This window comes from Geomonas sp. (genome assembly GCF_056994735.1).
In genome coordinates, this window is record NZ_JBXKJL010000428.1 from 44172 (window position 1) to 71028 (window position 26857).

30 protein-coding genes are annotated in these 26857 nt (G+C 62.5%); 3 read left to right on the top strand and 27 right to left on the bottom strand.

Annotated features, from left to right (window positions below):
* Positions 1-86: 86 nt before the first annotated feature.
* A complete protein-coding gene (locus AC11W3_RS18465) occupies positions 87-1160 on the bottom strand; it encodes a branched-chain amino acid aminotransferase (protein WP_484090428.1) in 1074 nt (357 codons plus the stop codon).
* A 234-nt stretch (positions 1161-1394) separates the two neighbouring features.
* Between AC11W3_RS18465 and rpoH the strand changes: the two genes are divergently transcribed.
* Positions 1395-2249 (top strand): RNA polymerase sigma factor RpoH, encoded by an 855-nt coding sequence (rpoH, locus tag AC11W3_RS18470; protein WP_484090427.1) that lies wholly within the window; start codon positions 1395-1397, stop codon positions 2247-2249.
* Positions 2250-2345: 96 nt separating this feature from the next.
* On the opposite strand, the gene plsY is transcribed toward rpoH, so the two are convergent.
* The 5 genes from plsY to AC11W3_RS18495 form a co-directional block, all read right to left on the bottom strand.
* Entirely contained in the window at positions 2346-2933 is a 588-nt protein-coding gene (gene plsY, locus AC11W3_RS18475) for a glycerol-3-phosphate 1-O-acyltransferase PlsY (protein ID WP_484090454.1), read from the bottom strand.
* 78 nt (positions 2934-3011) lie between these two features.
* A complete protein-coding gene (locus tag AC11W3_RS18480) occupies positions 3012-3458 on the bottom strand; it encodes a MauE/DoxX family redox-associated membrane protein (RefSeq protein ID WP_484090426.1) in 447 nt (148 codons plus the stop codon).
* Positions 3455-3964, bottom strand: a complete 510-nt coding sequence (locus tag AC11W3_RS18485) for a rhodanese-like domain-containing protein (protein ID WP_484093521.1) — start codon at positions 3962-3964, stop codon at positions 3455-3457. The genes AC11W3_RS18480 and AC11W3_RS18485 overlap by 4 nt, the downstream gene beginning before the upstream one ends.
* 131 nt (positions 3965-4095) lie before the next feature.
* Entirely contained in the window at positions 4096-5148 is a 1053-nt protein-coding gene (locus AC11W3_RS18490) for an AI-2E family transporter (protein WP_484090424.1), read from the bottom strand.
* A gap of 113 nt (positions 5149-5261) precedes the next feature.
* A complete protein-coding gene (locus tag AC11W3_RS18495; protein ID WP_484090423.1) occupies positions 5262-5708 on the bottom strand; it encodes a UPF0158 family protein in 447 nt (148 codons plus the stop codon).
* Between the two features lie 112 nt (positions 5709-5820).
* On the opposite strand from AC11W3_RS18495, the gene AC11W3_RS18500 reads away from it, so the two are divergent.
* The gene (locus AC11W3_RS18500) at positions 5821-6534 is read left to right on the top strand and encodes a UDP-2,3-diacylglucosamine diphosphatase (protein ID WP_484090422.1); all 714 of its coding nucleotides are present in this window, start codon (positions 5821-5823) and stop codon (positions 6532-6534) included.
* Here the strand turns inward: AC11W3_RS18500 and AC11W3_RS18505 are convergent.
* The 21 genes from AC11W3_RS18505 to gspC form a co-directional block, all read right to left on the bottom strand.
* Entirely contained in the window at positions 6531-6764 is a 234-nt protein-coding gene (locus AC11W3_RS18505; protein ID WP_484090421.1) for a CxxCxxCC domain-containing protein, read from the bottom strand. The genes AC11W3_RS18500 and AC11W3_RS18505 overlap by 4 nt on opposite strands.
* A gap of 8 nt (positions 6765-6772) precedes the next feature.
* Positions 6773-8110 carry a penicillin-binding transpeptidase domain-containing protein gene (locus AC11W3_RS18510; protein WP_484090420.1) on the bottom strand — a complete coding sequence of 446 codons (1338 nt, stop codon included), beginning with the start codon at positions 8108-8110 and terminating at the stop codon, positions 6773-6775.
* Between the two features lie 48 nt (positions 8111-8158).
* Positions 8159-9481, bottom strand: coding sequence for a YhjD/YihY/BrkB family envelope integrity protein (locus AC11W3_RS18515; protein ID WP_484090419.1), 1323 nt, complete (start codon positions 9479-9481; stop codon positions 8159-8161).
* 105 nt (positions 9482-9586) lie between these two features.
* Positions 9587-9901, bottom strand: a complete 315-nt coding sequence (locus AC11W3_RS18520) for a YtxH domain-containing protein (protein WP_484090418.1) — start codon at positions 9899-9901, stop codon at positions 9587-9589.
* Between the two features lie 5 nt (positions 9902-9906).
* Positions 9907-10299: a DUF948 domain-containing protein gene (locus tag AC11W3_RS18525; RefSeq protein ID WP_484090417.1), complete on the bottom strand. Its 393-nt coding sequence runs from the start codon at positions 10297-10299 to the stop codon at positions 9907-9909.
* 112 nt (positions 10300-10411) lie between these two features.
* The gene (locus AC11W3_RS18530) at positions 10412-11302 is read right to left on the bottom strand and encodes a cytochrome c3 family protein (RefSeq protein ID WP_484090416.1); all 891 of its coding nucleotides are present in this window, start codon (positions 11300-11302) and stop codon (positions 10412-10414) included.
* A gap of 317 nt (positions 11303-11619) precedes the next feature.
* Positions 11620-11850 carry a hypothetical protein gene (locus AC11W3_RS18535; RefSeq protein ID WP_484090415.1) on the bottom strand — a complete coding sequence of 77 codons (231 nt, stop codon included), beginning with the start codon at positions 11848-11850 and terminating at the stop codon, positions 11620-11622.
* Positions 11851-11909: 59 nt separating this feature from the next.
* Positions 11910-12728: an ABC transporter substrate-binding protein gene (locus AC11W3_RS18540; RefSeq protein WP_484090414.1), complete on the bottom strand. Its 819-nt coding sequence runs from the start codon at positions 12726-12728 to the stop codon at positions 11910-11912.
* 234 nt (positions 12729-12962) lie between these two features.
* Positions 12963-13697, bottom strand: a complete 735-nt coding sequence (locus tag AC11W3_RS18545; protein ID WP_484093522.1) for an amino acid ABC transporter ATP-binding protein — start codon at positions 13695-13697, stop codon at positions 12963-12965.
* Positions 13698-14100: 403 nt separating this feature from the next.
* Complete coding sequence (gene gspN, locus AC11W3_RS18550; RefSeq protein WP_484090412.1) at positions 14101-14940, bottom strand: type II secretion system protein GspN; 840 nt, start codon at positions 14938-14940, stop codon at positions 14101-14103.
* The gene (locus tag AC11W3_RS18555) at positions 14937-15482 is read right to left on the bottom strand and encodes a hypothetical protein (RefSeq protein ID WP_484090411.1); all 546 of its coding nucleotides are present in this window, start codon (positions 15480-15482) and stop codon (positions 14937-14939) included. Before AC11W3_RS18555 ends, gspN begins: the two co-directional genes overlap by 4 nt.
* Entirely contained in the window at positions 15479-16768 is a 1290-nt protein-coding gene (gspL, locus tag AC11W3_RS18560; protein WP_484090410.1) for a type II secretion system protein GspL, read from the bottom strand. Before gspL ends, AC11W3_RS18555 begins: the two co-directional genes overlap by 4 nt.
* The gene (gene gspK, locus AC11W3_RS18565; RefSeq protein ID WP_484090409.1) at positions 16768-17706 is read right to left on the bottom strand and encodes a type II secretion system minor pseudopilin GspK; all 939 of its coding nucleotides are present in this window, start codon (positions 17704-17706) and stop codon (positions 16768-16770) included. Before gspK ends, gspL begins: the two co-directional genes overlap by 1 nt.
* Positions 17703-18323, bottom strand: coding sequence for a type II secretion system protein GspJ (locus tag AC11W3_RS18570; protein ID WP_484090408.1), 621 nt, complete (start codon positions 18321-18323; stop codon positions 17703-17705). Before AC11W3_RS18570 ends, gspK begins: the two co-directional genes overlap by 4 nt.
* Positions 18313-18660, bottom strand: a complete 348-nt coding sequence (locus tag AC11W3_RS18575) for a type IV pilus modification PilV family protein (protein ID WP_484090407.1) — start codon at positions 18658-18660, stop codon at positions 18313-18315. Before AC11W3_RS18575 ends, AC11W3_RS18570 begins: the two co-directional genes overlap by 11 nt.
* Positions 18657-19208 carry a prepilin-type N-terminal cleavage/methylation domain-containing protein gene (locus AC11W3_RS18580; RefSeq protein WP_484090453.1) on the bottom strand — a complete coding sequence of 184 codons (552 nt, stop codon included), beginning with the start codon at positions 19206-19208 and terminating at the stop codon, positions 18657-18659. Before AC11W3_RS18580 ends, AC11W3_RS18575 begins: the two co-directional genes overlap by 4 nt.
* Before the next feature lie 34 nt (positions 19209-19242).
* Complete coding sequence (gspG, locus tag AC11W3_RS18585; protein ID WP_484090406.1) at positions 19243-19686, bottom strand: type II secretion system major pseudopilin GspG; 444 nt, start codon at positions 19684-19686, stop codon at positions 19243-19245.
* A 104-nt stretch (positions 19687-19790) separates the two neighbouring features.
* Positions 19791-20993 (bottom strand): type II secretion system inner membrane protein GspF, encoded by a 1203-nt coding sequence (gspF, locus tag AC11W3_RS18590; RefSeq protein WP_484090405.1) that lies wholly within the window; start codon positions 20991-20993, stop codon positions 19791-19793.
* Positions 20974-22536, bottom strand: a complete 1563-nt coding sequence (gene gspE / locus AC11W3_RS18595; RefSeq protein ID WP_484090404.1) for a type II secretion system ATPase GspE — start codon at positions 22534-22536, stop codon at positions 20974-20976. The genes gspF and gspE overlap by 20 nt, the downstream gene beginning before the upstream one ends.
* Before the next feature lie 16 nt (positions 22537-22552).
* On the bottom strand, positions 22553-24457 hold the full coding sequence (gene gspD, locus AC11W3_RS18600; RefSeq protein WP_484090403.1) for a type II secretion system secretin GspD: 1905 nt from the start codon (positions 24455-24457) through the stop codon (positions 22553-22555).
* A gap of 38 nt (positions 24458-24495) precedes the next feature.
* Positions 24496-25395: a type II secretion system protein GspC gene (gene gspC / locus AC11W3_RS18605; RefSeq protein ID WP_484090402.1), complete on the bottom strand. Its 900-nt coding sequence runs from the start codon at positions 25393-25395 to the stop codon at positions 24496-24498.
* Positions 25396-25949: 554 nt separating this feature from the next.
* Between gspC and mqnB the strand changes: the two genes are divergently transcribed.
* Positions 25950-26666 carry a futalosine hydrolase gene (gene mqnB, locus AC11W3_RS18610; RefSeq protein ID WP_484093523.1) on the top strand — a complete coding sequence of 239 codons (717 nt, stop codon included), beginning with the start codon at positions 25950-25952 and terminating at the stop codon, positions 26664-26666.
* Positions 26667-26857 lie beyond the last annotated feature (191 nt).

Sequence of the window (26857 nt, forward strand, 5' to 3'; positions counted from 1 at the left end):
CTGCAGGGTGTCCGGAGGGTGGCCAAGGCTAAGGGCTGAATTTCTCCACCCCTTAGCCTTCAGCCCTTAGCCCTTAGCCTGGTTCGTTATTCCACCTTCTTGACCCACCCGAAGGTGTCGGCGATCTTGCCGGTCTGGATGCCGGTAAGGGTGTCGTAGAGGGTCTGGGTGGTCTTGCCGACGCCGCCGTCGCTGACCTGCACGGTCTCCCCTGCGTAGGAGAGGACGCCGACCGGGGTGATCACGGCGGCGGTGCCGCTGCCGAAGGCTTCGGTGACCTTGCCGCTGCGGATGTCGTTCATCAACTCGTGGACCTCGATTTTGCGCTCCTCGATCTTCATGTTCAGCGACTTGGCCAGGGTCAGCACCGAATCCCTGGTGATGCCGCGGAGGATGCTCCCCTCCAGCGGTGCGGTGACGATGGTGTCACCGTAAGCGAAGAACATGTTCATCGAGCCGACTTCCTCGATGTAGCGCTTGTGCACGCCGTCCAGCCAGAGCACCTGGTCGAAGCCCTTCTCATGGGCCTCGAGGCCGGCCTTGAGGGAACTCGCGTAGTTGCCGCCGGTCTTGGCCTCGCCGGTCCCGCCGGGGGTGGCGCGGACGTACTTGTCCTCCACCATGATCTTGACGGGCTTGAAGCCGCTCGCGTAGTAGGCGCCGACCGGGGAGAGGATGACGTAGAAGTAGTAGTGATCGGAAGGCTTCACCCCGACATGTGGCTCGACGCCGATCATGGCGGGCCTGATGTAGAGCGAGGTGCCTTCCGCGCTGGGGATCCAGTCACGCTCCAGGGAGACAAGTTGCTCGATGCCCTTGACGAAAAGCTCCTCCGGAACCTCCGGCATGCAGAGCCTCTCGGCGGAGTGGTTGAAGCGCCGGGCGTTCATCTCGGGGCGGAAGAGGGCGATGGAACCGTCCTTCCACTTGTAGGCCTTGAGCCCCTCGAATATCTCCTGTGCGTAGTGGAGCACCATGGCCGCCGGATCAAGGGAGAACGGCTCGTACTTCTTGATGCGGGCATCGACCCACCCCTCTCCGAGCTTCCACTCCACCAGCAACATGCGATCGGTGAAGATCCTGCCGAACCCAAGCTTCGATTCGTCGGTAAACTTGGGTTTCTTCTCCCCTTCGCTCAAAGGTAGTACGCGTATCTCCATTTGGCTGAACCTCTCTTTCTCGGCGCCAGGCGTCGCTTTTGTTCGAACTTTTCGTTTACCACATTAAGAGGAGGGGGGCAAGAAATTTAACCTGAACGTAAGCGAGGTTTTAGCTGCGGAGCAGATATCTCCGCGCCCCTTGATTTTTCCCGGGGGGCTTGTTATATTGTTAGCACTCAAAGGTGTAGAGTGCCAACGAGGTTGGCGAAGAATGACGGATAGGGAGAAGCTGCCGTGACAACTACCATGCCGGTACCCATAGACAATCTTACCCTCTACCTCTCGGAGATTAACCGTTTCTCGCTGCTGAGCGCAGAGGAGGAGACGGCCCTGGCCTACAGGTTCCGCGACGAAGGGGACCTCGAGGCGGCCCACAGGCTGATCACCGCCAACCTGCGCTTTGTGGTCAAGGTCGCCGGCGAGTACAGAAACTATGGCATGAAGATGCTCGACCTGATCCAGGAGGGGAACATCGGGCTGATGATGGCGGTGCGCAAGTTCGACCCTGCCAAGGGTGTCCGCCTCATCTCCTACGCGGTCTGGTGGATCCGGGCCTACATACAGAACCACATCATCTCCGCCTGGAGCCTCCTGAAGATCGGGACCACCCAGGCGCAGCGCAAACTCTTCTTCAAACTGAACCAGGCCAAGCAGGCCATCATCAACATGACCGGCGAGGGAGACCTCCACGCCACCGCGCTCTCGCTGGACGTTAAGGACGGCGAGGCCCAGGAGATGGAGCAGCGCCTCAGGGGAGAGCTTTCCCTCGACGTCGAGATGCTCGAAGGGGAGGGAGGGACCTTCCTGGAGACCCTGCCGGACCTGCGGCAGAACCAGGAGGAGATGCTGGCCGACCGTCAGGAGACGGTGCTGCTCGAGCAGGGCATAGCCAGCGCGCTGCAGAACCTCAACGACAAGGAGCGCTTCGTGATCGAGCGCAGGGTCTCCTCCGACGACCCGCTGACCCTGCAGGAGATCGCCGACCACTTCTCCATCTCCCGCGAAAGGGTGCGCCAGATCGAGGAAGGGGCGCTGAAGAAGCTGAAGCGCTTCCTGACCCCGCTGGTCATCGCACGCGAGGCGGCTTGAGAAGCTGATCGATCGATAAACGGAACAAGAAAGGGGCGGCTCCCGCGGGAGTCAGCCCCTTTTTTTATTTCCGTTGTCTTGGCGATCGCCCCGCGATCAGGCTTTGAACTTGTTTTCGGTTCCGGCCCTGAGCCTGGAGATATTCTCGCGGTGCCGGAAGATCACGATCGCGGCGATGATCGCCGCCATCACAGTCACCTCCGGCCGCCCCTCGATCAGCACGACCAGGGGGGGAATGACCGCGGCCGCCGTTATCGAGGCCAGGGAGACGTATCTCCACCGGTAGAGGACGGCGATGAAAACGATCAGCGCCAGCAGGACGGACCACGGTGAAGCGGCCAGGAAGACGCCGAGGGCGGTGGCCACACCTTTGCCGCCCTTGAAGCCGAGGAAAATGGTGTAGACGTGGCCGAGGAAGGCGGCGAGGCCCACGGCGGCGACCCAGACATCGGGGAGTCCCAGCCACTTCGCGGCCAGGACAGGGATCAGTCCCTTCAGGCAATCGCCCACCAGGGTCAGCAGGCCAATTTTTCTTCCCATGGTGCGGTAAACGTTGGTGGCGCCGATGTTGCCGCTCCCGGTTTCCCGGATGTTGACGCCCAGAGCCCGGGCCAGCAACAGACCGGTCGGGATCGAGCCGAGCAGGTAGGCTGCGACCAGAAGTGCTATCTCGTTCAAAAAGATCTCCGTCGGTGGTTAATGAGGACGACGCGGCATCCTACAGTATTTTCAGCCAAACCGCAAGGTGCCGGGCATCTGTTGCTAGGCGAGGGATCGGGGCGGGGAGAGATGCCTCTTGCTCTCCGATTTCAGCACGAAGGCGGTCATGGCCAGGAATACCAGGTCCCTGCCCAGGGCCAGCCATGGTGAGGTCTTGGCCCCACCTTCCCTGAAGCAGCCGCAGTCGATGTCGAGGCCGCGGGCGATGGCGGAGGCCAGGGCGGCGATGAAGACCAGGTTGAGCATGCCGATGATGAGCGCACCCCCCTTGACACGATAGCCGAGGATGAGGAACACCCCGCATACCAGTTCCAGGAAGGGGAGGACCGCCGCGGTGAGGTAGCTGGCGAAATAGGGGACGATCTGGTAGGCCGCGATGCTCCCGGCAAATCCGACCGGGTTTGCGATCTTGACCACCGCCGCGTATACGAAGATCGCGCCGAGTGCCATCCGGACCGCCGCCGGTATGTGTCGCTGGTATCGGCTCATATCGCCCCCGCCGCCACGGCGTATCCTGCGTCGCGCCATTCGGGGAATCCGCCTTCGAAGACATAAACCGAGGCGTAGCCTGCCCGCATGAGGATTCTGCCGAGTTCCATGCTGTCATGGCAGGAGAAGCCGTTGCAGTAGGCGATGATGGTGGCATCCTTGGCGACCTTGCCTTTGAGCGCTGCCTGAGGATTCTTGCGGGCCACGTCCAGCGGGAGCGAAAGCGATCCGGCAATGTGCCCCTGCGAGAAGTTGGCGGCGCTGCGGGCGTCAACTACCACCGCCTGCTTCGCGTCAAGGAGCTCCTTCACCTGGGCCAAGGCTATCGGCATGGGGAGCACTTCGGCAGCCGAAGGGGCGGCCGACTGCGCACGGGCGGGCTGTTGGGCGACTTCGCCGCGCCAGGCACTGGCCAGCAGGGTCCGGTTCCAGGCTATGCCGGCGGTGGCCGAGACTACCACGATAAGGGCGATTTCCGCCGCTGTTGCAATCCACTTGTTCTTCAACGATCCGCGACCTCGACGCTTGATCCGTTAATCCCTACCCGTTATCAAAGCTGCGCGCGTTCACAGCGTCATTACCGTGATTATTCTACGTATCCGCTGCCGATAGGTCAACCCCCGCCTCGATCCCGTGGTCAGCTCCCCTCGGGGTCCCGGAAATCCCCCCGTTCTATGGAGACCGCGAAGATCTTGGCGGTGGCGGCGATGGGAATGGCCAGGAGGATCCCCCAGAAACCGATCAGCTCCCCCATGGCCATCACCATGATGATGGTGAGGAGGGGGTTCAGGTCCATGGAGCGCTTGAAGACCAGCGGCTTGACCAGGTACCCCTCCAGGAAGTAGATCACGGCAAAGGCCGCCACCACCTTGAAGATGGCGAGGCCGGTCTGGAACTTGACGTAGGCGAAGAAGAGCGGCGGGACGGTGGCGAGGATGACCCCGATGAAGGGGAGGATGGAGGCCAGCCCGGCGAAGACGCCGTTGAAGAAGGGATAATCGACATCCAGGATCATCAGCGCGAGGGTGGAGAGAACGGCCACGATGAAGGAGACTATGAGCTGCCCCTTCAGATAGCCGCCGATGCTCTCGTGGACCTCGTCGCCGATCTCCAGGAGCACGGCCTTGCGCCTGTTCGGCAGCCACCCCGCCACGGTGTGCTTGATCTCGCTTTTATAGATGAGCATGAAGAAGACCAGGATCGGGGCCAGGACCAGGTTGAAGAGGTTGAAGACCATGCTGGCGGCCGCGGAGTAGACCCCGGCGCCCAGGCCGGCGATGATCTTGTTTACCCCCTCCACCGCGTTGTCGAAGGCCCAGCTCCACTCCTCACCGCCGCTGAAGGGCTGGAATCTCCCCTGCAGCTCCAGCCCGATCGCCTTGGCCTTCTGCAGGTAGAGCGGGATGTTGGGGATCAGCGCCTGCCAGCGCAGGATCAGGAAAGGTACCAGGTAGGAGAATGCGAATACCGAGAAGAGCGCGAGCGCTATGTAGACGGCCACGATGCCCTTCATCCGGCAGAGCTTTTTCCGCTCCAGGAACACCACCATGGGGTCCATCAGGTAGGCGATGACGAAGGAGAGGAGGAAGCACGATACCGTGTGGCGCAGTGCGTGCCCCGCTGCGAAAAGCGCGGCTGCCACGACAAGGATCAGGATGGCTCGGTTGGTGGCGCTTGGTTGAGATAGCATGGGCTTCCTCATGAACTTCCGGAGATTTACCTGGGTGGGCAAAACGACTGCTAGTGAGGCTTAACGGGCGCAAGGCCGCCCCTTCTCTGCTGTGTGATCGGAATCGGGCGGAACTAGGACATCGCCCGCTCGGGAGGGAAGATGTCATGCTCCTCCAGCCAGTGGCCTGCGCGCCCGGTCAGCATCTCCTCCCGCACCGCCAGGAAGCGCTCCTGCTCCTCAGGGTAGAAGGAGAGGATCTCGCTCAGCCTGCCGTGGACCTGCTTGCCCACGAAAGCGCGCACCAGCATCTCCTTCAGCGCGGGATTGGCTACGCCTTGGATGAAGCCGTGCACCAGCTGGCGCTCCTGGCTGTAGTCGAAGGGCGGGATCTCCAGGTAGCGCCGCCCGTTGGTGTCCACCTCGATCCAGAAGGCGTCGTCGTCGTAGTCGGTCGGCACAGAAAAGATCTCGCCTGTCTCCCGGTCAAGGAAGTAGATCAGTTCAGGATCGGGGTTCTCGAAGGCCTCCATCAGGTCTTCCCAAACGATCTCGAGATTGCGCATAGCGTGGGTCTGCATCAACACCCCTTACAGAGATTATTGCCTCGGAGCATGGGCGGGCGGCGGAGGTTAAACGCCGACGCCGCCTTTTCTCATTGGCCATTGTCCTATTTTTGTATATATTGCCGAAATGCGCAAGATATTCATCGCGGATGCCCACCTGAGAAGGCCGGACGATCCCAACTACCGTACCCTGATCCGTTTTCTGGAGACCCTTCCCGCCGACACCGATACCCTGTACCTGCTGGGGGATGTGTTCGAATTCTGGGTCGGGAACCCCGATCCGGTCTACAGCCACTACGTCCGGATCATTGAAGCTCTGGAGGGTGTCCGGGAGCGTGGGGTCCGGATCGTCTACTTCGAGGGGAACCATGACTTCCACCTCGACGGCTTCTTCGAGGAGCATTTTCAGGCGGAGGTCTACAAGGCGGGGGCGGTGCTGGAGATCGGTGGACAGAAAGTCTATCTTTGCCATGGCGACCAGATCAACCGCGAAGACTACCGCTATCGCGCCTTCCGCTTCGTGCTCCACAGCCCGGTGGTCAAGGCGCTGATCCCGCTCTTCTCCCGGCGGCTCACCGCCCATGCCGCGTCCACCCTCTCGCAGCGCAGCAGCAAGCAGCGCGCGGTCAGGCGGGCGCGCTGGGACTACCGTGTAATTCTCGACGACTTCGCCCGCGGCCGTTTCGCCGCCGGGTGCGACGCCGTCATCACCGGCCACTACCACCTCCCCATGATCAAGGAGGAGGATGGCCGTCTCTTCATCGCTCTCGGTGACTGGATCACCCAGTTCTCCTACGCCCAGTGGCTGGACGGGAAATTCACCCTCGAGCGCTTCGTCTAGACCTTCATCCCGAAAAGTTCGAGATAGGATGCCACCCTACGCTCAAGGGTAGGCGCCTCGATGGCGGCGCAGAGATCGTCGGGACGGTAGCCGCGGCAGACAGCGGGGCGGTCCTGATAGATGCCGCAGGCGAAGCTTTCCGACAGGTGCCGGCACCTCTCTCCCACACCCTTTCCCAGCGTGCTGATGTCAGGGGCGACGCAACAGGTCCCGCATCTCCGGCACTCCATATCCCCCCCTACTTGAAGAAGGCCTCCAGGGCCTGCTCCCCGACCGAGGTCGCCTTGATGCGCCACTTGTTCTGGTTGATCACCAGGGCCGCCAGGGCGATCTGGGGATCCTCCATCGGCGCATAGGCCGCGAACCAGCTGTAATGGCCGGCGGGGTCCTTGCCGTCGATGGAACCGGTCTTGGCCGCCACCTTGAGCGAGGCCAGCATCGGCCGGCCCCTGCGGTCATGGAAGGCCTTGCGGGAGGTGCCGCTGACCACGGTGGTGGAGAGCATCCGCGCCAGCGACGAGGCTGTCTCCGGCGTGGTCACCGTCCTCAGCTGCTGGGGCTTCTGGGTGTAGACCGTGGTCCCCTTGGCGTCGATGATCTCCCTGGCCAGGGAGGGTGCCATCATCACGCCGTTATTGGCCACGGTGGCCATGATGGCCGCGGCGTGGAAGGGCGATACCCTCACCTCGCGGTTAAGCCCGGCGCCCATCAGCATCAGCTGGTCGACCGTCCCCGGAGGGGGAGCGGTGCTCGGGGTCACCGGCGAGCCGGGGAAGATGTTCTGGTTGAAGCCGTAGCGCCCGGCGTAGAGCAGGAGCGGGTCGCGACCTACCACTTCTCCGGCCAGCCTGCCGAAGACCGGGTTGACCGACTTGCCCATGGCCAGGGAGAGCGGCATCTGCTGGTTGCCGCGTCCCGGCCTGACCCGCCAGTACTTCGGGCTTTCCGAGGTGAGGCGGCCGTTGAAGGCGAAGGGGGTGTCGGCGGAGACCTTCTTCTCTTCCAGCGCCGCGGTCGCGGTCACGATCTTGAAGAGGGAGGCCATCGGGTAGAGGTTGTAGAAGGCGCCCTTCTCCCACCCCGGCTGGGCCGAGGAATGGGCTACGATGGCGAGCACCCGCCCGGTCTTGGGCTCGATGGCGACGAACATCCCGTAGGGGACCTTGTAGTCGTTCATCACCTTTTCGACCCGGCGCTGCATGGCCTCGTTGATGGCGTAGACCACCTTGCCCCCCTGCGGCAGAGGCGCACTGATGGCGCCGTTGTCGAGGTGGGCGTTGGGATAGACGTCGGCGGCCACCTTGAAGGCCCCCCAATTGTCCAGGTTGGTCAGGGGGGTCGGGGCCGGGGTCTTCCGGGAAACCGGATGGTCGGGCTTCGCCTTGGTGGAGCCGAAGAGGGAGATGATGGGATAGCTGGCAAGGAGCAGGGCCACGACGGGGAGGATGATCTTCAGCTTCCTCTTCTGGGGCGCAGTTTCCTCCAACTTCTTGAAGAAGTTGCCTTCCAGTCCCTTGGCCTTACCCGCCTTCCTGCCCTGCCGCGTCTGCTTGTCGATGTCTTTAAAGTCTTGCATAACCCGCTTTTACGTCACGTTGTAATCGGGTCACTATATGTCAACTGGTCACCCTTTGTCAACGTCGGGGGGGACCTTTTCGCCACCGGCGAACTCCTTCAGGGTCAGCCCTGCCAGCGCGTCGGCGACCGCCCTGTCAACCGTCCGCAGGAGCTCCACGGACTCCTCCTCGTCCTTCATCTGGCGGGCGTCGCCGTGCCCCCTGAGGGAGAGGATCACCTCGTCGAGCGCGATCTGGTCGAGCTCGCGGGCGGGATAAAAGGCGCCGCGGCTTCCTCCTGCCTGGATTATGAATCCTCCCTCGTGGAGCTGGTGCAGCGTGTCGCGCATGATCCGAAGGGGCATGCGGAGCTTCATGGCCAGGTGCTCGTCGGTCCATCCCGGCTCGCCCCGGTGAAAGGCCCCGGCAATGTGCTTCAGGGCTGCCAGGGACACCACCTCCCGCAGCGCCTGGCTGATCTCGCCGCCGCGGATTTCCCTGCGGAAGGTCCTCCTGTTCTGGTGGGCCGCCACCACCTCCATTCCGAAAAGGACGATGATCCAGCTGGTATAGATCCAGATCATCAGGATCGGCAGGGCCGAGAGGGTTCCGTAGATGGCGTTGTAGTTCCCGGCACCGACCTGGAAATTGATGTAGATCCACTGGGCCACTTCCCAGAGGGTCCCGGCCAGGACCGCTCCGATCAGGGCCGAGTCGAAGCGGACCCGGGTGTTCGGGATGAAGAGATAGAGGAGAAAGAAGGCGATCCAGACGGTGAGATAGGGGGTGAGGCTCAGAAGGAAGAGGAAGAGGTCGCCGAAGTAGGTGTACTCCATCAGCCAGCCGATCAGCCGCTTGCTGTGGAGGGTGGTAGTGATGCTGGTGGCGGCCAAAAGGAGAATGGGGGCGCTGACCAGGACGCTCACGTAGTCGCTGAACTTGCGGTAGAAGGAGCGGGTCTCCGTCACCCCCCAGACGGCGTTGAAGGCCTCCTCGACGTTGGCCAGCATGGTGATGGAGGTATAGAGGAGGGCGGCCAGGCCGATGGCGCCGACCGAGCCCATGTTGGTGTTGCCGATGTAGGTGGTGATGCGGTTGACCACCACCTCGGATCCCGCCGACATCTGCTTGATGATGATGGGGGCGAGGCGATTCTGGGCGCCGAGTCCCTTGAGCACCGAGAATGCCAGGGCCAGCAGGGGGACGAGCGAGAGGAGGCTGGTGAAGGAGAGGGCGGTGGCGCGCAAGAGCGATTTGTTGGCGTTGAAGTTGGAACCGGCGAAGGTGAAGAACTGCAGGAGTCGGATGCCTATCCCCTTCAATCCGCCGGTCGTCGGGTCGAGCTCCCAGAGCCGGTCAATCATGCTGCCTTTCGTTCCCCGTCTTGCCACCAATAACTCCTTGTGAAAGATGCCGCTTTCGGCAATTTGTCCCCGCCCGTAACCCCCCTCCAACTAAAAAAGCCCACCGAAGTGGGCTTTTGGGGATCGGGCTCCTTAGAGCGCCGCCTGCTGTTTTTCCTTTTCCTTCTCCATCGCCTGCTTCCCGGCCTCTATGGCCGAGGTGATGATGTTCTTCTTCTCAAGGACCACCTCTTTGCCGTCTTCATAGCTGGCCCGGATCTTCTCCTGGGCCTCGGTGGCGTACTCCTTGATCTTATCGACAGCGTCGTCGGCCAGATCCTTGATCTTGCCGCGCATCTCCTCGCCGGTCTTGGGCGCCAGAAGGAGCGCCGCTCCGACCCCAACGGCCGCACCTGCGAGGAAGGAAAGCAGCATGGTACCAGTCCCGATATCGTTGTCCTTTGCCATGGTGATTACCCCCTTTTTTTTCTCAATAGTCTATCAGCAAAAACTTTCCCTGCAACCCTCGCACCGGTTATCCAGGCCGACGACGCGGCCGCGACTTCCGATGCGATTCCAATAACTTTGTTGATCATGCGGATGTTGTGCCCGGCATGCCCGAGTTCCTCCATGAGGAGGTTCAGGCCATCGGCGTTGGCAGCGGTCGCGCTGGTGACGACCTGGATGTCGGCCACTGTGTCGCGCAGTTCCTTGATCAGCGGCCTGAGATCGGCCTGCAAGCTCTCCGAGATGGTGCGCAGGGAGATGGCGGTCTTCTTCATTTCCAGGAGGACGGGGATTAGGTAGCAGGCGAGGACCACCAGAGTCACTGCCGTCACTGCCGAGGTTATCTCTAGTAGAAGCATGTGATCCTCACTGAGGCGCTAACGGTCCATGGGCCGGATGGCGGACCGGAAGGGGGCAAATGAAGCGGGGAGGCTGGCAAGGTGCCGGCCTCCCCGTTTGATGCAGGAGTTGCTACTTCCGCGGGGCTTTCTGGGCCGGAGCGGTTTTTACCGGAGCGGCCTTCTGTGCCGGAACCGGTGCGCCGGCGCCAGGCTTGGCTCCGGGAGCCTCGCTCCAGTGGTTGAGGTCGTGAGCTATGTTGTGGCACTCACCGCATTTCGGGAACTTCGCCATGATGGCGGCCGGGTGCGGCTTGACGTGGCACTGGGTGCACTGCGGTACGGTCTTGTGTTTGGCCTGGTGGCAGTAGACGCAGGCGAGCTTGCTGTGCTTGGCCGGGCTGGATGCCAGCAGGGTAGCGGCGCGCTTGTGGCAGGCTGCACAGAACTTGTTCGGGGTATCGGACTTGTAGGTCACGACCTTCGGCATGTGGGCCTTGTGGCAAGCAGCGCAGTCCTTGGCGGCGATGTCGGCGGAGTGGGACTTGTGGCACTCGGTGCAGGCCGGCTTCCTGCCGTGAACGTTGTGGCAGAAGGAGCAGGCGAGGGCGCTGTGTTTGCTCTTGTTGGCGCGCAGCTGGTCGATCTGCTGGGTGTGGCAGGTGAGGCACGGATCGGTGACGTTATTGCCGAACTTTATGACCTTAGGAGTATGGGGGTTGGTGTGGCAGCCCAGGCAGCCCTGGAGTTTGAAGTGCGGCTTGCCTTCGTGGCACTGGCTGCACTGCGGGATCGGCTTCTTCACTTTCGGCGGATGGCCGACGTGGCAGTCCTGGCAGGAGACCTCGGTCTTGTGTTTGCCGCCGTTGGCGGCGATAGCCTGAACCGGTCCCTCGTGGCACTTAACGCAATCGGCGACAGTCAGCTTCGCTGCAGGCTGTGCAGGCTCAGCGGCCACTGCCGTCCCGATAAAGACGGTCAGTAAAAACGCCGAAAAAAGGTTTATAACTCTTGCTACTCTCATTGCCCCCTCCTTGGTATTAAATCGTGGTTAATTTAATCAGGGATTTATATAACGTCTTGAGGTGAATTGTCAACTGTTGCCTGCAAAAACTGTTCTAAATTTTTGAGTAATTACAGCTTTGCCGCGAGAATTTCATCGAAGCGTTACCAGGGACAGCATCATGCCAGATAGCAGACGAAGTCGTCCCTGATAGTGCCAAAACGATGCCGCTGCATCAATCCTCGATTCTTGAAAAGGATGATTTCTGTCAACGGGCCGCGCCGTTGTGACATGAACAGCCAGGAGACTGAGAGTGCTAATGGCGCTACATCCAATACTTACATGATCCTGTTCCAGGCGAGTTTCCTCTCCAGCGCCCTCGACAATGAGGTGAAGGCGTAGCAGATCACGAAGTAGACGGCCGCGATGAAGATGAAGATCTCGGTGGGATAGGCCTGGTGCGGTTGTTGATCTGGGGCCAGACGTGGGTCAGTTCGTAGACGCCGACTATGAAGTGGGTGAAGCCGCCACCTCACCCCCTCCCGCAGGGGGAGGGGGGACTCAGGCAAGGAGTGCCCCTAAGGCCTCCTCCCCTTCAAGGGGAGGGGCGGGGTGGGGATGGACGCTGCTATTTACCAGCCGTGATCTTGAAGGTGCGCTTGAGCGGCGTGGCGGTATTGGGGCCGAACCACCTCTCGAAGATCTTCCTGGCCTCGCCGTTCTTCTCCATTTCGAGCAGCGTCTTGTCCACGAATTTGACGAAGTTGGTGTCGCCCTTGCGCATGCCGAGACCGTAAGGTTCCTCGGAGATCTGGAGGTTCGGGATCTCGTATTTGTGCTTGTTGGGAGCCTTGCCGAGGATGCCGGCGAGGATCGATTCGTCGGTGGTGACGGCGGCGACCTTACCCTGCTGCAGAGCCAGGAATGCCTGCGGGTAATCGTCGAAGGAGATTACGGTTGCCGAAGGAATGGCCTTCTTCACGTTCTGCTCGGAGGTGGAACCCTTGGCGGTGCCGATCTTCTTCCCTTCCAGGTCCTTCAGGCTCCTCACCTTCCCTTTCGGGGTGATGAACTTCTGGCCGGTCAGGAAGTAGGAGTAGCTGAAATCGATCTGCTTGGCGCGCTCCGGGTTCTTGGTCATGGTGGCAGCGATCATGTCGATGTTGCCTTCCATGAGCTGGGGCATCCTGCTGGCAGAGGTGACCGGTTTCAGTTCCACCTTCACCCCCAGTTTCTTCGCAATGTACTTAACGAAGTCGATGTCGTACCCAACGATTTCACGGGTCTTTTCATCGATGTAGCCGAAGGGGGGGAGGGAGTCCTTGACCCCTGCCACCAGCACACCTTTCTTCTTCACCTCCGCCAGGGTGTCCCCGGCGGCGAGCGCGGCGTGCGCCAGAGTCGCGACCATAAACACTGCAGCAAGAAGCGTCATCAGTTTTTTCATCGTCTTCCTCCTTGTGGTGGTAGTGAAACATTGAAAGGCTTCGATGTAGCTGCTGAATATAACCGCTGAATCTGTAGCTGCTCAATCTGTAGCTGCTAAGTCCCGACAGCAGAGTTCCCTCCCCCCTTGAGGGGGAGGGTTAGGGTGGGGGGGAGGTGCCGGCTTTGACCATGGTGGCAGCTTCCCCCACCCCCTGCCCCCCTCCCTCCTGGGGAGGGGGATCCGTTAAGGCGTTTAATGCATGGGCGAGAGAAGCTGTTTCAGGAACTGCCGGGCCCGCTCGTGCTGCGGATTGATGAAGAACTCCTCCGGCTTCGCCTCTTCCAGGAGGGTCCCATGGTCCATGAAGACCACCCGGTTCGCCACTTCCCGGGCGAATCCCATCTCGTGCGTGACCACAACCATGGTCATCCCGTTCCCCGCCAGTTTCTGCATGACGTCCAGCACCTCGCCGATCATCTCGGGATCGAGGGCGGAGGTAGGCTCGTCGAAGAGCATGATGCGGGGCTTCATGGCGAGCGCACGGGCGATAGCCACCCGCTGCTGCTGCCCTCCCGAGAGCTGGGTCGGATAGGCATCGCGCTTCTCGGCAAGGCCCACCCGCTCCAGTAGGGCCATGGCCTGCTCTTCGGCGTCCTTCTTCGGTGTCTTGCGGATCTTGATGGGGGCCAGGGTGATGTTGGAATGGACGGTGAGGTGGGGATAAAGGTTGAACTGCTGAAAGACGAAGCCTATTTCGGCGCGGAGCCTGTTGATGTCGGTCTTCTTGTCGCAGAGGTCCATGCCGTCGACGACCAGCCGCCCCTGGTCGATCGGCTCCAGCTGGTTGATGGTCCGGATCAGGGTCGACTTGCCGCTTCCGGAAGGGCCGCAGACGACCACTACCTCCCCCGGCTCGACCCGGAGGTTGATATCGTTCAGCACATGGAGTTTCTTAAACCATTTGTGTACGCCTTCGAACTTGATCATTACCGCTGCTCCTTGTTCGGAGTCGCGCTCCTCTTGTGGGAGGGGCAGGGCGATGGGCTTGGCGAAGAGCTAACCTGATTAGTACCAATCTTCCGCCAGCTTCTAAAACTGTCATTCCCGAAGCGATTCTGATCGGGAATCCAGCTCCTAAACGATGTGAAATCTGGATCCCCGATAAGGGCATTCGGGGATGACAATCTCATAGCGGAAGATAGCGCTAATCAGTATAGCTAATGAGCGCCCGGGATGGGCCACCTCCCTCGTCCTGAGCATCTTCCCGAGGGAGAGGGCGCGCTTGCGGAGCAGGGGAGGTGGAATGGGCGTTTAATTAAGGGACTTGAGGGATATTTTAATGGAAGAACGTTATCAAAGCAACAGCTTTTGCCGGATGAAACCTGGTCGCCTAGATCGTGGGATGGGCGAGGGTGCCGTGGATCGGAATGCTGAAGGCACCGGGAGAGGTCTGGTACCTGGTGAGGAGGAGGAAGACGAACTTCTGGCGCTCGAGGAAGGCCGGCTTCGGCATCATCTCCATGGTCAGCTCCAGGGGAGAGTTGGCCAGCGGCGCCGCGAGAGGGGTCCCTCCCTTAAGGCGGACGTAGATCCCGTCTCCATCGAGGGTGAAGCTCTTCAGTTCGGCGCGCCCCTTTTCGACGCGCAGCGCGCCGCGTACCTGCCGATAGGCGGCATCGGGGAGCGGCATGACGCCGAGCTTCACTCCGGAGAGTTCCGCACCGCGCACCTCGAGCTGCATTTCGCCTTCAGGGATCCCTTTCCTGGTGATCATGCTGCCGGTCAGCCGCAGGTCCCCCCTGACCCGGGCGCCCGCCACCGTGCTGAAGAAGGGTATATCCTCAAGGCGCACCCTGCGGCACTGCAGGCTCCAGGCGGGGGCTTTCCCGAGAGTGGCGTCGCCTTCGATCTCTCCGGCGGCCCCGATCATCCCGCTGCAGGCAATTTGCACTTTGCCCATGAGCAGCGGCAGCAGCTTGAGGCGGACCCGCGTGTCGCGAAGCTTGATCACCGTCCCCTTATCGGTGGCGACTTCCAGGGCTCGGGCCCTGAGAGCCAAGGGGAAGCCTTTGCCGAATCCGGTCGCGGTGACGGTGAAGCCTGCGTTGTCGGCGACCCGCACCAGCAACCCTTTGATGGCGTCGTTGGGGGTGAAGAGCAGCGTCAGCAGGAGGAAGAGCAACAAGCCCACGGGCAGGCCGCAGGCTATGTAGAGGGCACGTCCCCTCATCGGCTCCCCGCCGGGGCGGGCTTGATCAGGGCGATGGTCAGCGCCACGTCGAGCCTGGACGGATCATCGAAGCGCTGCTTGATCGAAGCTTTCTTCACCGTCACCGGACGCGTCCCCTTCTCCAGCCTGTAGATGAGGTTGGTGGCCTCGTTCGCCGTAAGCCCCTCGATCTTCACGTCCGCCGCGTCCTCGACATAGCCGGGGATGTCGTCGCCCTTGACCGGTTTCACCTGGCTGCTGCGTCCCTTGATGCCGATCTCTTCGACGATCTTGGCCGGAGAGTCGTCGGCTTTGGTCGCCATCAGCCTGTTGGCCAGACGCTGGGCGCCGGCGTTGGCGGCCAGGTAGCGGACCTTGAGCCGCATCATCTCGGCAATGTCCGCTTCACGGGCGGCTCTCTTTCTCTCCAGCGCGGAGGTCCGGCTGTTGATCGCGGAAAGGGCGATGATGATCAGCAGGATGGCCGCCAGCAGCATCCCGATGTGCTGCCTGGTCCGGCGGTCCAGCCCCTGCACCATGTCCATGAGCTCCTGCCTGGTCATCGCGACACCCCCTTCGCTTTCCCGGTGAAGGTGAAGCTGACGCTCCCGTCCGGCTTTGACTTGACCTCGCTCACCTCGGCCCCCTCGAAGAGCCCGGCCGCGCGTCCCTTGAAATCGTTGGCAGCCTGGAAGCTCCTGGCATCCCCTTTCAGGCGCACGTCGGAGCCGTCGACTTCAGTCTCGTAGATGCCGGGGATCTCCTCACCCTTGATCTCGGCCACATCCTTGATCAGCTTCAGCACGTTGCTGGTGGTCTTGGCCCCCTCCAACCGCTTGATCTCGGATCGCAGTTCCGAGACCTCGTCCACCGCCTTGGTGCGGGTCGGGAAGACCTCCTTGTACATGGTCTTCATGGTGGCGTCGAGCGAGGCCAGGTCCCGCTTGACCAGGTAGTAGCGCACCCCGCTCTCGCCGAAGAGTAGCAGCACCAGGGCCGCCGCCAGTATGGTCGTCACCCGCAGCTTCTTGTAGAGCCTTTCGTTCCCCGCGGTATAGGCCAGCGGACCCCGGCGGAGGTTCACCGCACTGCCGTCGACCACCGCAGCGGCCACCGCGTAGGCGCCGGAGAGGTCGTGGGCGGCATGGGCGTCGTCCCCGAAAGCCTCGGTGAGCCCAGGCGTAGCCTGCGCGAGGGTGTCGCTCTCCCTGGCGCTGCGGGCGTGGGAGATGACCTGGTCAACCCCCGCTTCCCGGGCCATTTCCAGCGCCGCGAGCGTCCTCGGGACCTCCGCTTCCCATGAGTCGGGTGGCAGGGCCCTGAAGTAGATGGGCGTGCCGTCGGCGTAGGCTGCCAGCGCCTCTCCGTCGGTGACCGCCACCGTCCCGGTCGCCGGCGCCAGCTTGTTCCAGTGGAAAAGGGATGCCGTCACCATCTCCGGTTCCAGCCCAGCCCCCTTCAGGAGCTCGATCTTCTCGATCAGCTCCTTGGTCCGCCCCCAGACCGCCAGGTATTTCCCCGAGGTCAGCGGCAGGGCGTCGAAGACCAGCGCCTCGGTATCGAGAGCGGTCTCCCCTTTCAACTCCAGCGGCAGCAACTCCCTGACCTTGTTCCGGTCCGCAATGGGGAGCTCCAGCTCCCTCATGAAGAGCATGGTCGGCGGCAGGGCCAGGATGACCCTGTGCTCCCCCCCGTTTCCAGCGGCCTCGGAGGCGATGCGGGCGATCTGCTCGTCGCCCCCTTCCAGGGGGTGGCGCTCGGCGGAGAGGAAGGTGACCCCGCCCCTTTTGGGCCGGAAGCGGGCCAGGATCAGCTCGCTCCTTTTAAGCTGTATGATCAGGATGTCCATCAATACTCTCTCCAGTAAAGGTACTTCTTCACCACTGCTCCATCCATGCGCACCACCGCCTCCGCCACACTGACGCTTTCTCCCACCCGCCCCTCGGCGTGGATCCGGTACACGGAGCCGGCGAAGGTGATCCTGGTGGAGAACTTGGCCGAGATGGCGTCGATCCCGGGGATGCTGTTGAAGTCGGCGATCGATTTGATCGGCTTGGTCTTCCGGGCGTCCAGGATCCTGTTGACCAGATCCTCTGTCAGGCTCTCGTCCAGGGCCATGAGCACCTCTTTCGGCGCCGTGTTGATGTTGATCGGGGTCGCCGGTTCGTTGTCGCCAAGGCGACCGTAGACGGTGAGGTACGGTTTCAGCTTGGCCACCGACGCGGAGGTGAAGCCTTTGATCAGCGCCAACTCCTCTACCGTCTCCAGCTTCTGGTTCTTCGCCTGGTACGGGAGCTTCAGGGTGCCGTAGTAGCTCGTCTCCGCCCCGCCGGGGCGCGGCGTGTCGTCCTTGTCCACCCAGTCGAGGAGAGCGTCGGCCAGGTCGTCACCCTGAAGCCCCGCCTTCTTGAAGAGTCGGATCGCCATCGGGGTGTATTCGGTGACGGTTCCATTGTCCGAAGTCGCCGTGTTGAGGTTGAGCTTGCCGCTCTCCTCCTCGATGCCGATGGTGACCGTCCCTTCCTCGCCATCATGCTTCTGCGGCTTGGCCCATATCTCCAGTAGCGAGCTGTAGGTCCCCTCCCTCGTGAGCGCCGAGCCCTGGATCAGCTTGATCCCCGCGGTTATGCCGGACTCCGCCAGGATCGAGGCCTGCTGGGAGGCGACGAAGTTGTGGCTGTGCGAGGTGTCGACGTAGACCTCGTTGACGAACTCCACCAGGAGCCCCACCAGGAGCGCGGTCACGATCAGGGTTATCACCAGGGCGAACCCCTTCTCCCCCCTCACTGGATCAACCCTATGTTGGGGGTGGCAATGGTGGTGAAGATCTCGCCCCCCTTCATGGTTATGGTGATCCGCACCGCGCTGGGAAGGCGGCCGTTCAGAGTGGGAGCGCTGTCCCAGCTCTTGACCCACTTCCCGCCGTCGTAGCACTCGACCAGGAAGCCCTCTATCACCTCGATCACCGGGTAGGGGAAGCTCCTCACCTTGGTGTCCAGGTAAGGGTCCCGCGACTCCCGCACCAGCGTGAGCACCCCGTCGTGCTCCTTAACGAAGTAGTTCACCAGGGTGAGGTCGGAGGCCGGAGTGGTGTCGATCCTCGGCGGCGCGATGGCGGTGAAGGCCAAGAGCGAAGCGGGCTTGCCGAAGCTGTCCCGGTCTTCCACCTTGAAAAGGAGACGGTTGTTGGTGATGTTGTTGGTGTTGAAAAATGCGGAGGCGATTTCGCCGTGGAGCTTGCCCAGGGTCGAGGAAATCTCCCGGCGCTCCTCCATGCGGACGCCCCCCCTCTCCCTGGCGGCGGCAACGGAGAAGTAGGTGCCGTAGAGGGCGCCGCTGAGGATGACCAGCAGTGCCAGCGCGATCAGCAGCTCTATCAGCGTGAAGCCTCTGTTATTGACCATATTGAGCCGCATAGCGGACCAGCGACAGGGCCTTCCTGTCGTCGTTCCATTTCACCGTCAGGCTGATGCGACTGACGCCGGGATACGGAGTGTCGGGGGTAATGATCCTCTCCCATTTGAGGGCGGGGTGATCGGGTGCGAAGGTACCCTTGTTGTTCTTCTCGTTCTTGAAGTCCGGGTCGTCCAGCTTGGCCCGTCCCACCAGGGCCGCCGTGGTTTCCTCGGTATCCTGTCCCACGATGGAGAGGTGGTGGTTGAGCGAGGAGATGACGGTAAGGAGGACGCCGGCGGCAATCGCCAGGGCGATCATGACCTCCAGGAGGGTGAAGCCTCTCACGACGTCGCCTCCTTCTCCCCGTCCAGCATCTGGTAACCTTCCAGCACCTTGACCTTCCCGCCCGAGGGGTAGGCGATCACGGTGAAATGGTTGTCACCCCCCTTGAGGTGGATGGTGATGCAGTCGGCGTAGCCGCCGGGACCGAAAGAAAGCGTCACCTCGCCCTCGGAGACCTTTCCCAGTTGGGGGACCATCACGTCTTCGATGACGATGTCCTCCTCGACCAGCCGGCGATTCATGAACTGGTCGTCCGGCGGCTGCTCCTCTCCGCCAGCGGAGAGCTTCACGATCTTCGTGGTGCCCTCGCCGACGTTCAGTTGCAGCCGGTAGTTCCCCTTGGTGATGATGGCCTGGTCGTTGAGGAACCTGATCCCGGAGGCGAGGTTGCGGGCGGAGGTTTTCAGCTTCATCCCTGACGGCGCCGGCAGGCGCGGGACCACGATCGCCGCGGCCAGCGCGAGGATGACGATGACCACCATCAGCTCCATCAGGGTGAAGCCGGCCTCAGTCGGATTTCCCCTCTTCGCTTTTCCGTCCGGCCTTGGCAGTTGATCTTCTCCTGTGGTTATTGAAGGGGACCTGCTACTTCAGGTTCCAGCTCTGGATATCCTGGTTGTTGCCATCGCCGCCGCGGGTGCCGTCGGCGCCGAAGGAGTAGAGGTCGTAGTCGCCGTGCTCGCCGGGGGAGACGTAGACGTAGTCATTGCCCCAGGGATCCTTGGGCACGTTCTTGTTCTCCAGGTAGCCCTCGGCCTTGTAGTTGTTGGGGATCTTGCCGGAGGTCGGCTTGGCGACCAGCGCCTGCAGCCCCTGCTCGGTGCCGGGGAAGGAGCCCGTGTCGAGCTTGTACAGCTTGAGCGCCGTTTCCATGTTCCTGATCTGGACCTTGGCGTCGGCGATCTTGGCGTCGTCGCTGCGGCCGATGATCTTGGGCGCGACCACGGCGGCCAGGATGCCCAGGATGACGATGACGACCATGAGTTCGATGAGGGTGAAGCCGCGGTTTCCCTTCAGTGTCGTGAACATGTTGACCTCTCTATGATTTTAGTTTTTCTCTTCGATCGGCTGCCGGCCGGACGGGGGCAGGCTTCCTCCCGAACTCCGGCCGGGAAGGTCGGCAGGCGCTGCGGCTACTTCACCAACTGGTTCATCTCCATGATCGGGAGGAGGACGGCGATAACCATGAAGCCGATGGCCACCCCCATCCCCAGGATGAGCAGCGGCTCGAGGAGCGCCATGGAACGGGTCACCGAGGCGTTGAACTCGTTCTGGAAGGCATCCCCGGCCTTGATCAGCATCCGGTCGAGCTCGCCGCTCTTCTCGCCGACCGCGGTCATGTGGGTCAAAAGCGGCGGAAAGAGCGGACTCGCCTTGAGCGCCGCGGAGAGGCTTCCCCCCTGCATCAGCGTTTCCCTGGCCTCGGCCAGAAACGATTTGTACTCGCGATTGACCACGGCCTCGCCGGTGATCTCCATGGCCTTGATGATCGGCACGCCGCTTTGCAGGAGGAGCCCCAGAACCTTGGTGAAACGGGAGAGGACCAGCCTTTGCCAGAGCTCCCCCGCCATGGGGACTTTCAGCAGCAACCGGTCCCGCTTCTTGATGAGTTCCTCGTTCCTGGAAAATCTCTTTCCGGCTGCAACCAGTCCCACCCCGGCAAGAGGGAGGAGCCACCACCCTTTCCTGAGCAGGGTGCTGGCCTTGATCAGCACCAGCGTTATGAAGGGGAGGGTGGCCTTGTTCTGCTCGAACACCGCCACGATCTTGGGGACCACGAAGGCGAGGAGAACCAGCATCACGCCCCCCCCGACGACCACCATGATGGCGGGGTAGATCAGGGCGGTAATGACCCGGCTTCTGACCTCTTCCTGGTCCTCCTGGAACTCGGCCAGCCGCTCGAGGACCACCTCCAGGGCGCCGCTGGCCTCGCCCGCCGCCACCATGCCGATGTAGCTCTCGGAGAAGACCGCCGGCTCGGCGGAGAGTGCCTGGGCAAGGCCCTGCCCCTCGGCCAACCGGTCGCGCACCCGCCCGAGGACGCGCTTCAGCTCGCCCGGCGCCTCCTGTTCCCACAAGGTCGATACCGCCTCGTACACGGGGACCGCGCTGCCGAGGAGGGTCGCGAGCCTTCTGGTGGCCAGGGAGAGCTCGGGGATGCTGACCCGTGACTTCAAGAGCCCCTTCTTTCCGTGCTGGTCGGCGGGGGCTATCTCCTTGGCGTAGAGCCCCTTTTGCTTGAGCTGGACCCGTGCCTCGTTGACGGTCGCGGCATCGATGACTCCGGAGACGTCGCCGCCCGAAGAGTTGAAGGCGCTATAGCGAAAGGTCGGCATAGTCCTCCTGAGTAACCCTCAGGACCTCCTCGATGGTGGTGATGCCCTGGGCGGCCTTGGCCAGCCCGTCTTCCCGCAGGGTGCGCATCCCCTTGGAGACGGCGTATTCCTTGAGGGCGCCGGCCGAAGCCTGCCTGATGATCATGGAACAGAGTTCGGCGTCGATGGGAAGGAGCTCGTAGATGCCGATCCTGCCGATAGAACCGAGGTTGAAGCATTTCTCGCACCCGCGCCCGCGGTAGAGGAGCGGCGGGAGCTCGACGCCGGGGTAGCTTTGGTCGGGGACGTACGACTCCTTGCAGTGCGGGCAGATCACCCGGACCAGCCGCTGGGCCAGCACCGCGGAGAGGGACGAGGCCACCATGAAGGGCTCGATGCCCATGTCTATGAGACGGGTAACGGCTGTGGCGGCATCGTTGGTGTGCAGGGTGGAGAGGACCAGGTGGCCGGTGAGGGAGGCCTGCATGGCGATCTCGGCGGTCTCGACGTCGCGGATCTCACCGATCATGACGATGTCGGGGTCCTGCCTGAGGATGGAGCGCAGCCCGTTGGCGAAGGTCAGCTCGATCTTGGGATTGACCTGGATCTGTCCGACCCCCTTCAACTGGTACTCGATCGGGTCCTCGATGGTGATGATGTTCTTTTCCGGGGAGTTGATCTGGCTGAGCGCGGCGTACAGGGTGGTGGTCTTGCCGCTGCCGGTCGGGCCGGTGACCAGGATGATGCCGCTCGTCCTCGACAGGAGCCGCTCCATGTAGAGGTCGTTTCTGCCGGTAAGGCCGATCTCCTTCAGCGACAGGATGCCGCGCTGCTTGTCCAGAAGCCTCAGCACCACGCGCTCCCCGAAGAAGGTGGGGATGAGCGAGACGCGGATGTCGACGTCCCGGCCGGCGACCTTGACCCGGATGCGGCCGTCCTGCGGCAGGCGCTTCTCGGCGATGTTCAGGCCGGACATGATCTTGACCCTGGAGGTCAGCGCCTCCTGGATGACTTTGGGGGGCGAGAGCATCTTGTACAGGAGTCCGTCGATGCGGAAGCGGACTTCCAGGTCGCGCTCGAATGGCTCGATGTGGATGTCGCTGGCGCGCTCCTTGACGGCCTGGAAGAGGATCGAGTTCAGAAGCCGGATCACCGGCGCCTCGTCGGTCAGCTCCATCAGGTCGCGCGGCTCGTTGAAGGAGGTCGCGAGCGTGGAGAGCTCCTCTCCCTCCAGTTCCTCGACCACTTCCTGGGCGGAACCCGAGAGCCTGGAGTAGAGCCGGTTCACCGCGTCGAGCAGCACCGGGCGCGGGACCGCCACCAGGGAAACGGGCTGCCCGAAGAGGCCGGACATCTCGTCCACCGCGTGCAGGTTGGCGGGGTCGGCGCTGGCCGCCACGATGGCCGAGCCCTCCTCGTGGAGGGGGAGCAGCAGGTGGTTGCGGGCGAAGTTGAGCGGTACGCGGTTGACCAGCGCCCCGTCGACCCTGCTGTCGTCGATCTCCGCCTGGAAGGGGAGGCCGAGCCTGGTCGCGATCTCTTCTATGTCGAAGGTTTCTGCCATTTGGGTTCCTGAAAAGCTACTGCGCCTTTATCGAGTGCTCTACGTTCATGGGGACGTTGCTTTTTATGGCGTCGCTGAAGACGTTCTTCTGGTTCACCGAGGCCTCGGCCATGTCCCTGGCGTCCTTGATGATCCGCGGGGTCAGAAGGATCAGCAGGTTGGTCTTCTCGCGGGTCGTGCTCCTGGTCTTGAACAGCCAGCCGAGGAAGGGGATGTCGCCGAGGAGGGGGATCTTGCTCTCGGTCTCCTGGTCCCTGTCCTGGATCAGTCCCCCGATGACCACGGTGTCGGTGTTCTTGACCACCACCGAGGTCTTGGCCGAGCGCTTGGTGCTTCCCAGGTTCGGGCTGGTGGCGGTCCCGAAATCCTTGACCGCCGAGATCTCCTGGTAGATGTCGAGCTTGATGTACTCCCCCTCGCTGATCTGCGGCTTGATCTTGAGGATGATGCCGGTGTCCTTCCTCTCGATCGACTGCTGGGAGAGCCCGGTCGAGGTCAGGTTGGTGCCCGAGACGAAGGGGACATTCTCGCCCACGAAGATCTCCGCTTCCTTGTTGTCGCTGGTCATGATGTTCGGGGTGGAAAGGACGTTCAGCGCACCGTTGGTCTGGAGCGCCTGCAGTACTTCCACGAAGTTGGCAGCCCCCCAGGTGAGGTTGCTGGTGGTGAAGCCGAGCGTGCTCAGGGTCGAGACGGTGTTGGCGACGCTGTTGAAGGTCCCGAAGGGGTCGAAGACCGCCGCGGTCGCTACGCTCTTGTTGGAATTGGCGCCCACCCCGGCCAGTCCCCACTGTACGCCGAGCGACTTGGCCTTGTTCAGGGAGACCTCGGCGATCATGGCCTGCACGAAGACCTGGCGGCTGCGGCGGTCCAGCTTCTGGATCACCTGTACCAGGTTCTGGTAATCGGTCGGGGAGGCCACGATCACCAGCGAGTTGGTGGCCTTGTCCGGCGTGATGCTGATCTTTCCCCCCTCGAAGATGGCCTGCTGGGGGGCCGCCGCTGCACCCCCCGGCGCCGCCGGGGCGCTCGTCCCGGAGCCCTTCACCAGACCGTCTAGGACCTTGGCGACTTCAGCCGCCTCGGCGTTCTCCAGGTAAAAGACGTTGACCTTGCTGCTGGTGGTCGGAGGCACCACGTCGATCAGGGAGACCAGCTTCTTCACGTCGCTCTTGTCCTTGTCGCTGCCGAAGACGATCAGGGCGTTCAGCCTGTTGTCGGCCACGACCGAGGGGGCGGCCCCCGCCGCTGCGGGCTGTCCGGCTCCGGCCTTGCCGGACCTCCCGGCGAGCCAGTCCTTGACCAGGGTGGCCACGCTCTCGGCCGAGGCGTTCTTGAGAAAGATCAGCTCCGGACGCTCACGGACCTGGTCGATATCGATGTACTTGAGGATGGCGAGGATCTTCGGCATGTTCAGCGCCGAGTCGATCACCAGTATCATGTTGGCGGCGCCGAAGGCCGCGATCTGCCCGTCCTTCGAGACCAGGGGCTGCAGGACCGTCATGGCGTCCTGGGGGGAGATGTGCTGCAGCGGGATGACCCTCGCCTGGTAGGTATCGTTGACCACCGTCTTTTCACCGTCGACCACCACCTTCATCCCGGACTGCTTGGCCGAGGCGATCGGTACGATCTTCATCACCTTCCCTGCCGGCACCACCGTGAATCCCTTCAGCTCCAGCACCGAGGTGAAGACGTTGTAGGCCTCTTCATTGGAGAGCTTGGTGGGGGAGAAGATGGAGATCTTCCCCTTGACCCGGTCGTCCATGACGAAGTTCTTGCCGGTCAGGTCGCTGATGAACTTCACCATGGTGGAGATATCCACGTCCGTAAAATTCAGCACCACCCCCTTGGCCAGAACGAGGTTCGGGACGGCGAGCAGGAAGACCAGCAGGGCGATGGTACGTGCGAATCGGCTTTTCAAAACAACCCTCCCCATTAGGAGCAGATAGAGATCAAAAATCAGCGAATGTCATAGTTGAAAGTGGCGGGCTGCCCGTCGCGGATCAGGTCCAGCTTGATCCGGCTCTGCCCCTTGAGGGAGGCGAAGGACTGGATCGCCTTCTCCGGCGAGTCGATGGGAAAGTCGTTCATCCTCAGCAGGACGTCGCCGTTTCTGATGCCGATGGTGCCGAAGATCCCCTGCGGCTTGACCTCCGAAGCCCGGAACCCCTCGACCTTGCCGTCTTTCATGCTGGGGAGGAGGCGGGCGTCGGTCATGGCCTGCCCTATGTTGTCCAGCGCCGCGTTCAGCGCACGCTGGTCCACCACGTAGTTGCCGGAACTGGTCTGGGCCGCCAGCCCTCCCTGGGGAGTTCCGGCCGCCGTGGCGGCCGGCATCTGCGGAGCGGCCGCTGCGGCCGCCGCGGCAGTCGGGGTCAGGATCTTGACCCGCCGCCCCCCAACCAGGATTTCGGCCACGTCCTTCTTGACCGAGACCAGCGGACCCGCGGAAAATACCGTCTCCCCGAGCCTGAAGACCCGCTCCTCGTGGCTGGATCCCTGCAGGACCAGGGCGAAGGTCTCGCGGAACGAGCCGACCGCGGTCCCCAGCAGGATCAGGTCACCCACCGCCGGCGCCGGCGCCGCGGTCGTCGCCGGCCCCTGGGCCTGGGGCGTCTGCACGATCGGCGTCAGCTTTCCCTGGGTCGCCTTTCCGAACACCCCCTTTTCCAGGATGGGAGCGAAGCTCTGCAGGTCCTCCGCGGCCGCGGCCGGTGCCGGCTGTTCCGCTGCCCTACGGGCGGTCCTGGGGTACAGTGCCGAAATTTTGAAGCTGAGGAGGTCGGCGGTGATCAGTGCCGTTACCGCGATCAGCAGAAGGGTTAGCAATATGTTCAGGGGGAGAATCCACCGCGGCATGAAAGGCCCTTTATTTGTTGGCGTTAGAACCGGTTGAATATATTAGATGGTCAGGCGTTATGCAACAAAAAAGGGGGGCGCGGAGCTCTGCCCGCCCCCTTGCCGGGGAGGGGCGATGGCGTCTTCACCGCCGGCAAATGCGCCTCTCTTTCCCTCTACGGGAGCGGTCGCCGGGCTCGCGAGAGCGGCTATAATGAGTGCTCCCGCTTTTTGCCTCTTATGAGCCGCCACTGCTCGAAGCAAGAGCCGTGCCCCGCCCCATTTTATGGCGGCACAGGGGAGGTAATTGTAGCAAACAGCGGTGGCTTTTCAACAGCGTATCCAATGAAAAGGCGGGAGGGCCTCCTCTCATGACCAAAGTGGGTGCTCTGCCAGCCATGCGGGGCCGGGGCCGAGGCGGAGGCCTGGCGACGGCCGCCCGCTGGTTTCCGGCCTCCCCCACAAGCATTTTTTTGACGCATGGCATCTATTTGACAGCCGGAAAGCTCTTTTATTGAACTTGCCTTCACTGCCGTGCTAGACTCGGCGGGCCAGCGATGGCAATTGGAGCGGCCATGGACCCTGTCGTCATAACAGCATCGACCATGCTGGAAATCTCTCTGCTGGTTTCCGGGACCTCGGCGGTTCCGCTCGGGGGGCTCTCCCACCTGCGCGCTTTCCGCGGAGGGATCGGCGGTAGAGAGGTCATCCTGGCCTTGACCGGGATCGGTAAGGTCAATGCCGCGACCGCCGCCACCGTCTTGCTGGAGCGCTTCGCCCCCGGTCTGGTCATCAACACCGGCTGCGGGGGCGCCTATGCCGGAGGAGGGCTCTCGGTCGGCGACCTCGCCGTCGCCTCAGCCGAGACCTTCGCGGACGAAGGGGTGCAGACCCCGGAGGGGTGGAGGGGCCTTGACCTGATCGGCATACCCGTTTGGAAAGCCGCCGGGCAATCCCTCTACAATTCCATACCGCTGCCGGACGACCTGGCCGGCTCCGCCCTTGAGTGCGCGGCCCGCCACGGCTTCCCGGCTAAGCTTGGGGCTTTCCTGACCGTTTCCACCTGCAGCGGCACGACGAGCCATGGGGAGGAGCTGCTGCGGAGGTTTCCCGGCATCTGCGAGAACATGGAAGGCGCGGCGGTGGCCCAGGTGGCATTGATGTACGGGGTCCCTTTCCTCGAGGTGCGCGGCATCAGCAACATGGTCGAAGACCGCGACCTCTCCCGCTGGGATCTGAAGGCTGCCGTGGCCAACGTGCAGAACTTCCTGCTCAAGTACCTGAACGACTAGCCATCCCGGCCCCGCGCCGTATCCCTCCTCCTTCCCCCGGATGAACTGTGTCGCAAGCTCCAATCACCCACTTTGCCTGTTGAGCAAAAATTGGTGTTCATCCTTTGCTATTCATGATAACATTAGCTCTCTCTTTTAATTGGAGGTGCGGGGCATGCCGTGAGCTGCCCGGTGCCCTTTTCGGGGGGCAG

Bases quoted from the DNA above. Each gene is read 5' to 3' on its own strand.
- gspL (WP_484090410.1), bottom strand. From the start codon at position 16,768: ATGGACATCCTGATCATACAGCTTAAAAGGAGCGAGCTGATCCTGGCC.
- gspC (WP_484090402.1), bottom strand. From the start codon at position 25,395: ATGCCGCGGTGGATTCTCCCCCTGAACATATTGCTAACCCTTCTGCTG.
- AC11W3_RS18495 (WP_484090423.1), bottom strand. From the start codon at position 5,708: ATGCAGACCCACGCTATGCGCAATCTCGAGATCGTTTGGGAAGACCTG.
- AC11W3_RS18530 (WP_484090416.1), bottom strand. From the start codon at position 11,302: ATGAGAGTAGCAAGAGTTATAAACCTTTTTTCGGCGTTTTTACTGACC.
- AC11W3_RS18500 (WP_484090422.1), top strand. From the start codon at position 5,821: ATGCGCAAGATATTCATCGCGGATGCCCACCTGAGAAGGCCGGACGAT.
- AC11W3_RS18465 (WP_484090428.1), bottom strand. From the start codon at position 1,160: ATGGAGATACGCGTACTACCTTTGAGCGAAGGGGAGAAGAAACCCAAG.
- AC11W3_RS18555 (WP_484090411.1), bottom strand. From the start codon at position 15,482: ATGACCAGGCAGGAGCTCATGGACATGGTGCAGGGGCTGGACCGCCGG.
- AC11W3_RS18480 (WP_484090426.1), bottom strand. From the start codon at position 3,458: ATGAGCCGATACCAGCGACACATACCGGCGGCGGTCCGGATGGCACTC.
- AC11W3_RS18525 (WP_484090417.1), bottom strand. From the start codon at position 10,299: ATGCTTCTACTAGAGATAACCTCGGCAGTGACGGCAGTGACTCTGGTG.
- mqnB (WP_484093523.1), top strand. From the start codon at position 25,950: ATGGACCCTGTCGTCATAACAGCATCGACCATGCTGGAAATCTCTCTG.
- AC11W3_RS18505 (WP_484090421.1), bottom strand. From the start codon at position 6,764: ATGGAGTGCCGGAGATGCGGGACCTGTTGCGTCGCCCCTGACATCAGC.
- gspN (WP_484090412.1), bottom strand. From the start codon at position 14,940: ATGAGGGGACGTGCCCTCTACATAGCCTGCGGCCTGCCCGTGGGCTTG.
- gspG (WP_484090406.1), bottom strand. From the start codon at position 19,686: ATGTTCACGACACTGAAGGGAAACCGCGGCTTCACCCTCATCGAACTC.
- AC11W3_RS18570 (WP_484090408.1), bottom strand. From the start codon at position 18,323: ATGGTCAATAACAGAGGCTTCACGCTGATAGAGCTGCTGATCGCGCTG.
- gspE (WP_484090404.1), bottom strand. From the start codon at position 22,536: ATGGCAGAAACCTTCGACATAGAAGAGATCGCGACCAGGCTCGGCCTC.
- AC11W3_RS18520 (WP_484090418.1), bottom strand. From the start codon at position 9,901: ATGGCAAAGGACAACGATATCGGGACTGGTACCATGCTGCTTTCCTTC.
- AC11W3_RS18545 (WP_484093522.1), bottom strand. From the start codon at position 13,697: ATGATCAAGTTCGAAGGCGTACACAAATGGTTTAAGAAACTCCATGTG.
- AC11W3_RS18490 (WP_484090424.1), bottom strand. From the start codon at position 5,148: ATGCTATCTCAACCAAGCGCCACCAACCGAGCCATCCTGATCCTTGTC.
- gspF (WP_484090405.1), bottom strand. From the start codon at position 20,993: ATGCCGACCTTTCGCTATAGCGCCTTCAACTCTTCGGGCGGCGACGTC.
- AC11W3_RS18510 (WP_484090420.1), bottom strand. From the start codon at position 8,110: ATGCAAGACTTTAAAGACATCGACAAGCAGACGCGGCAGGGCAGGAAG.
- AC11W3_RS18540 (WP_484090414.1), bottom strand. From the start codon at position 12,728: ATGAAAAAACTGATGACGCTTCTTGCTGCAGTGTTTATGGTCGCGACT.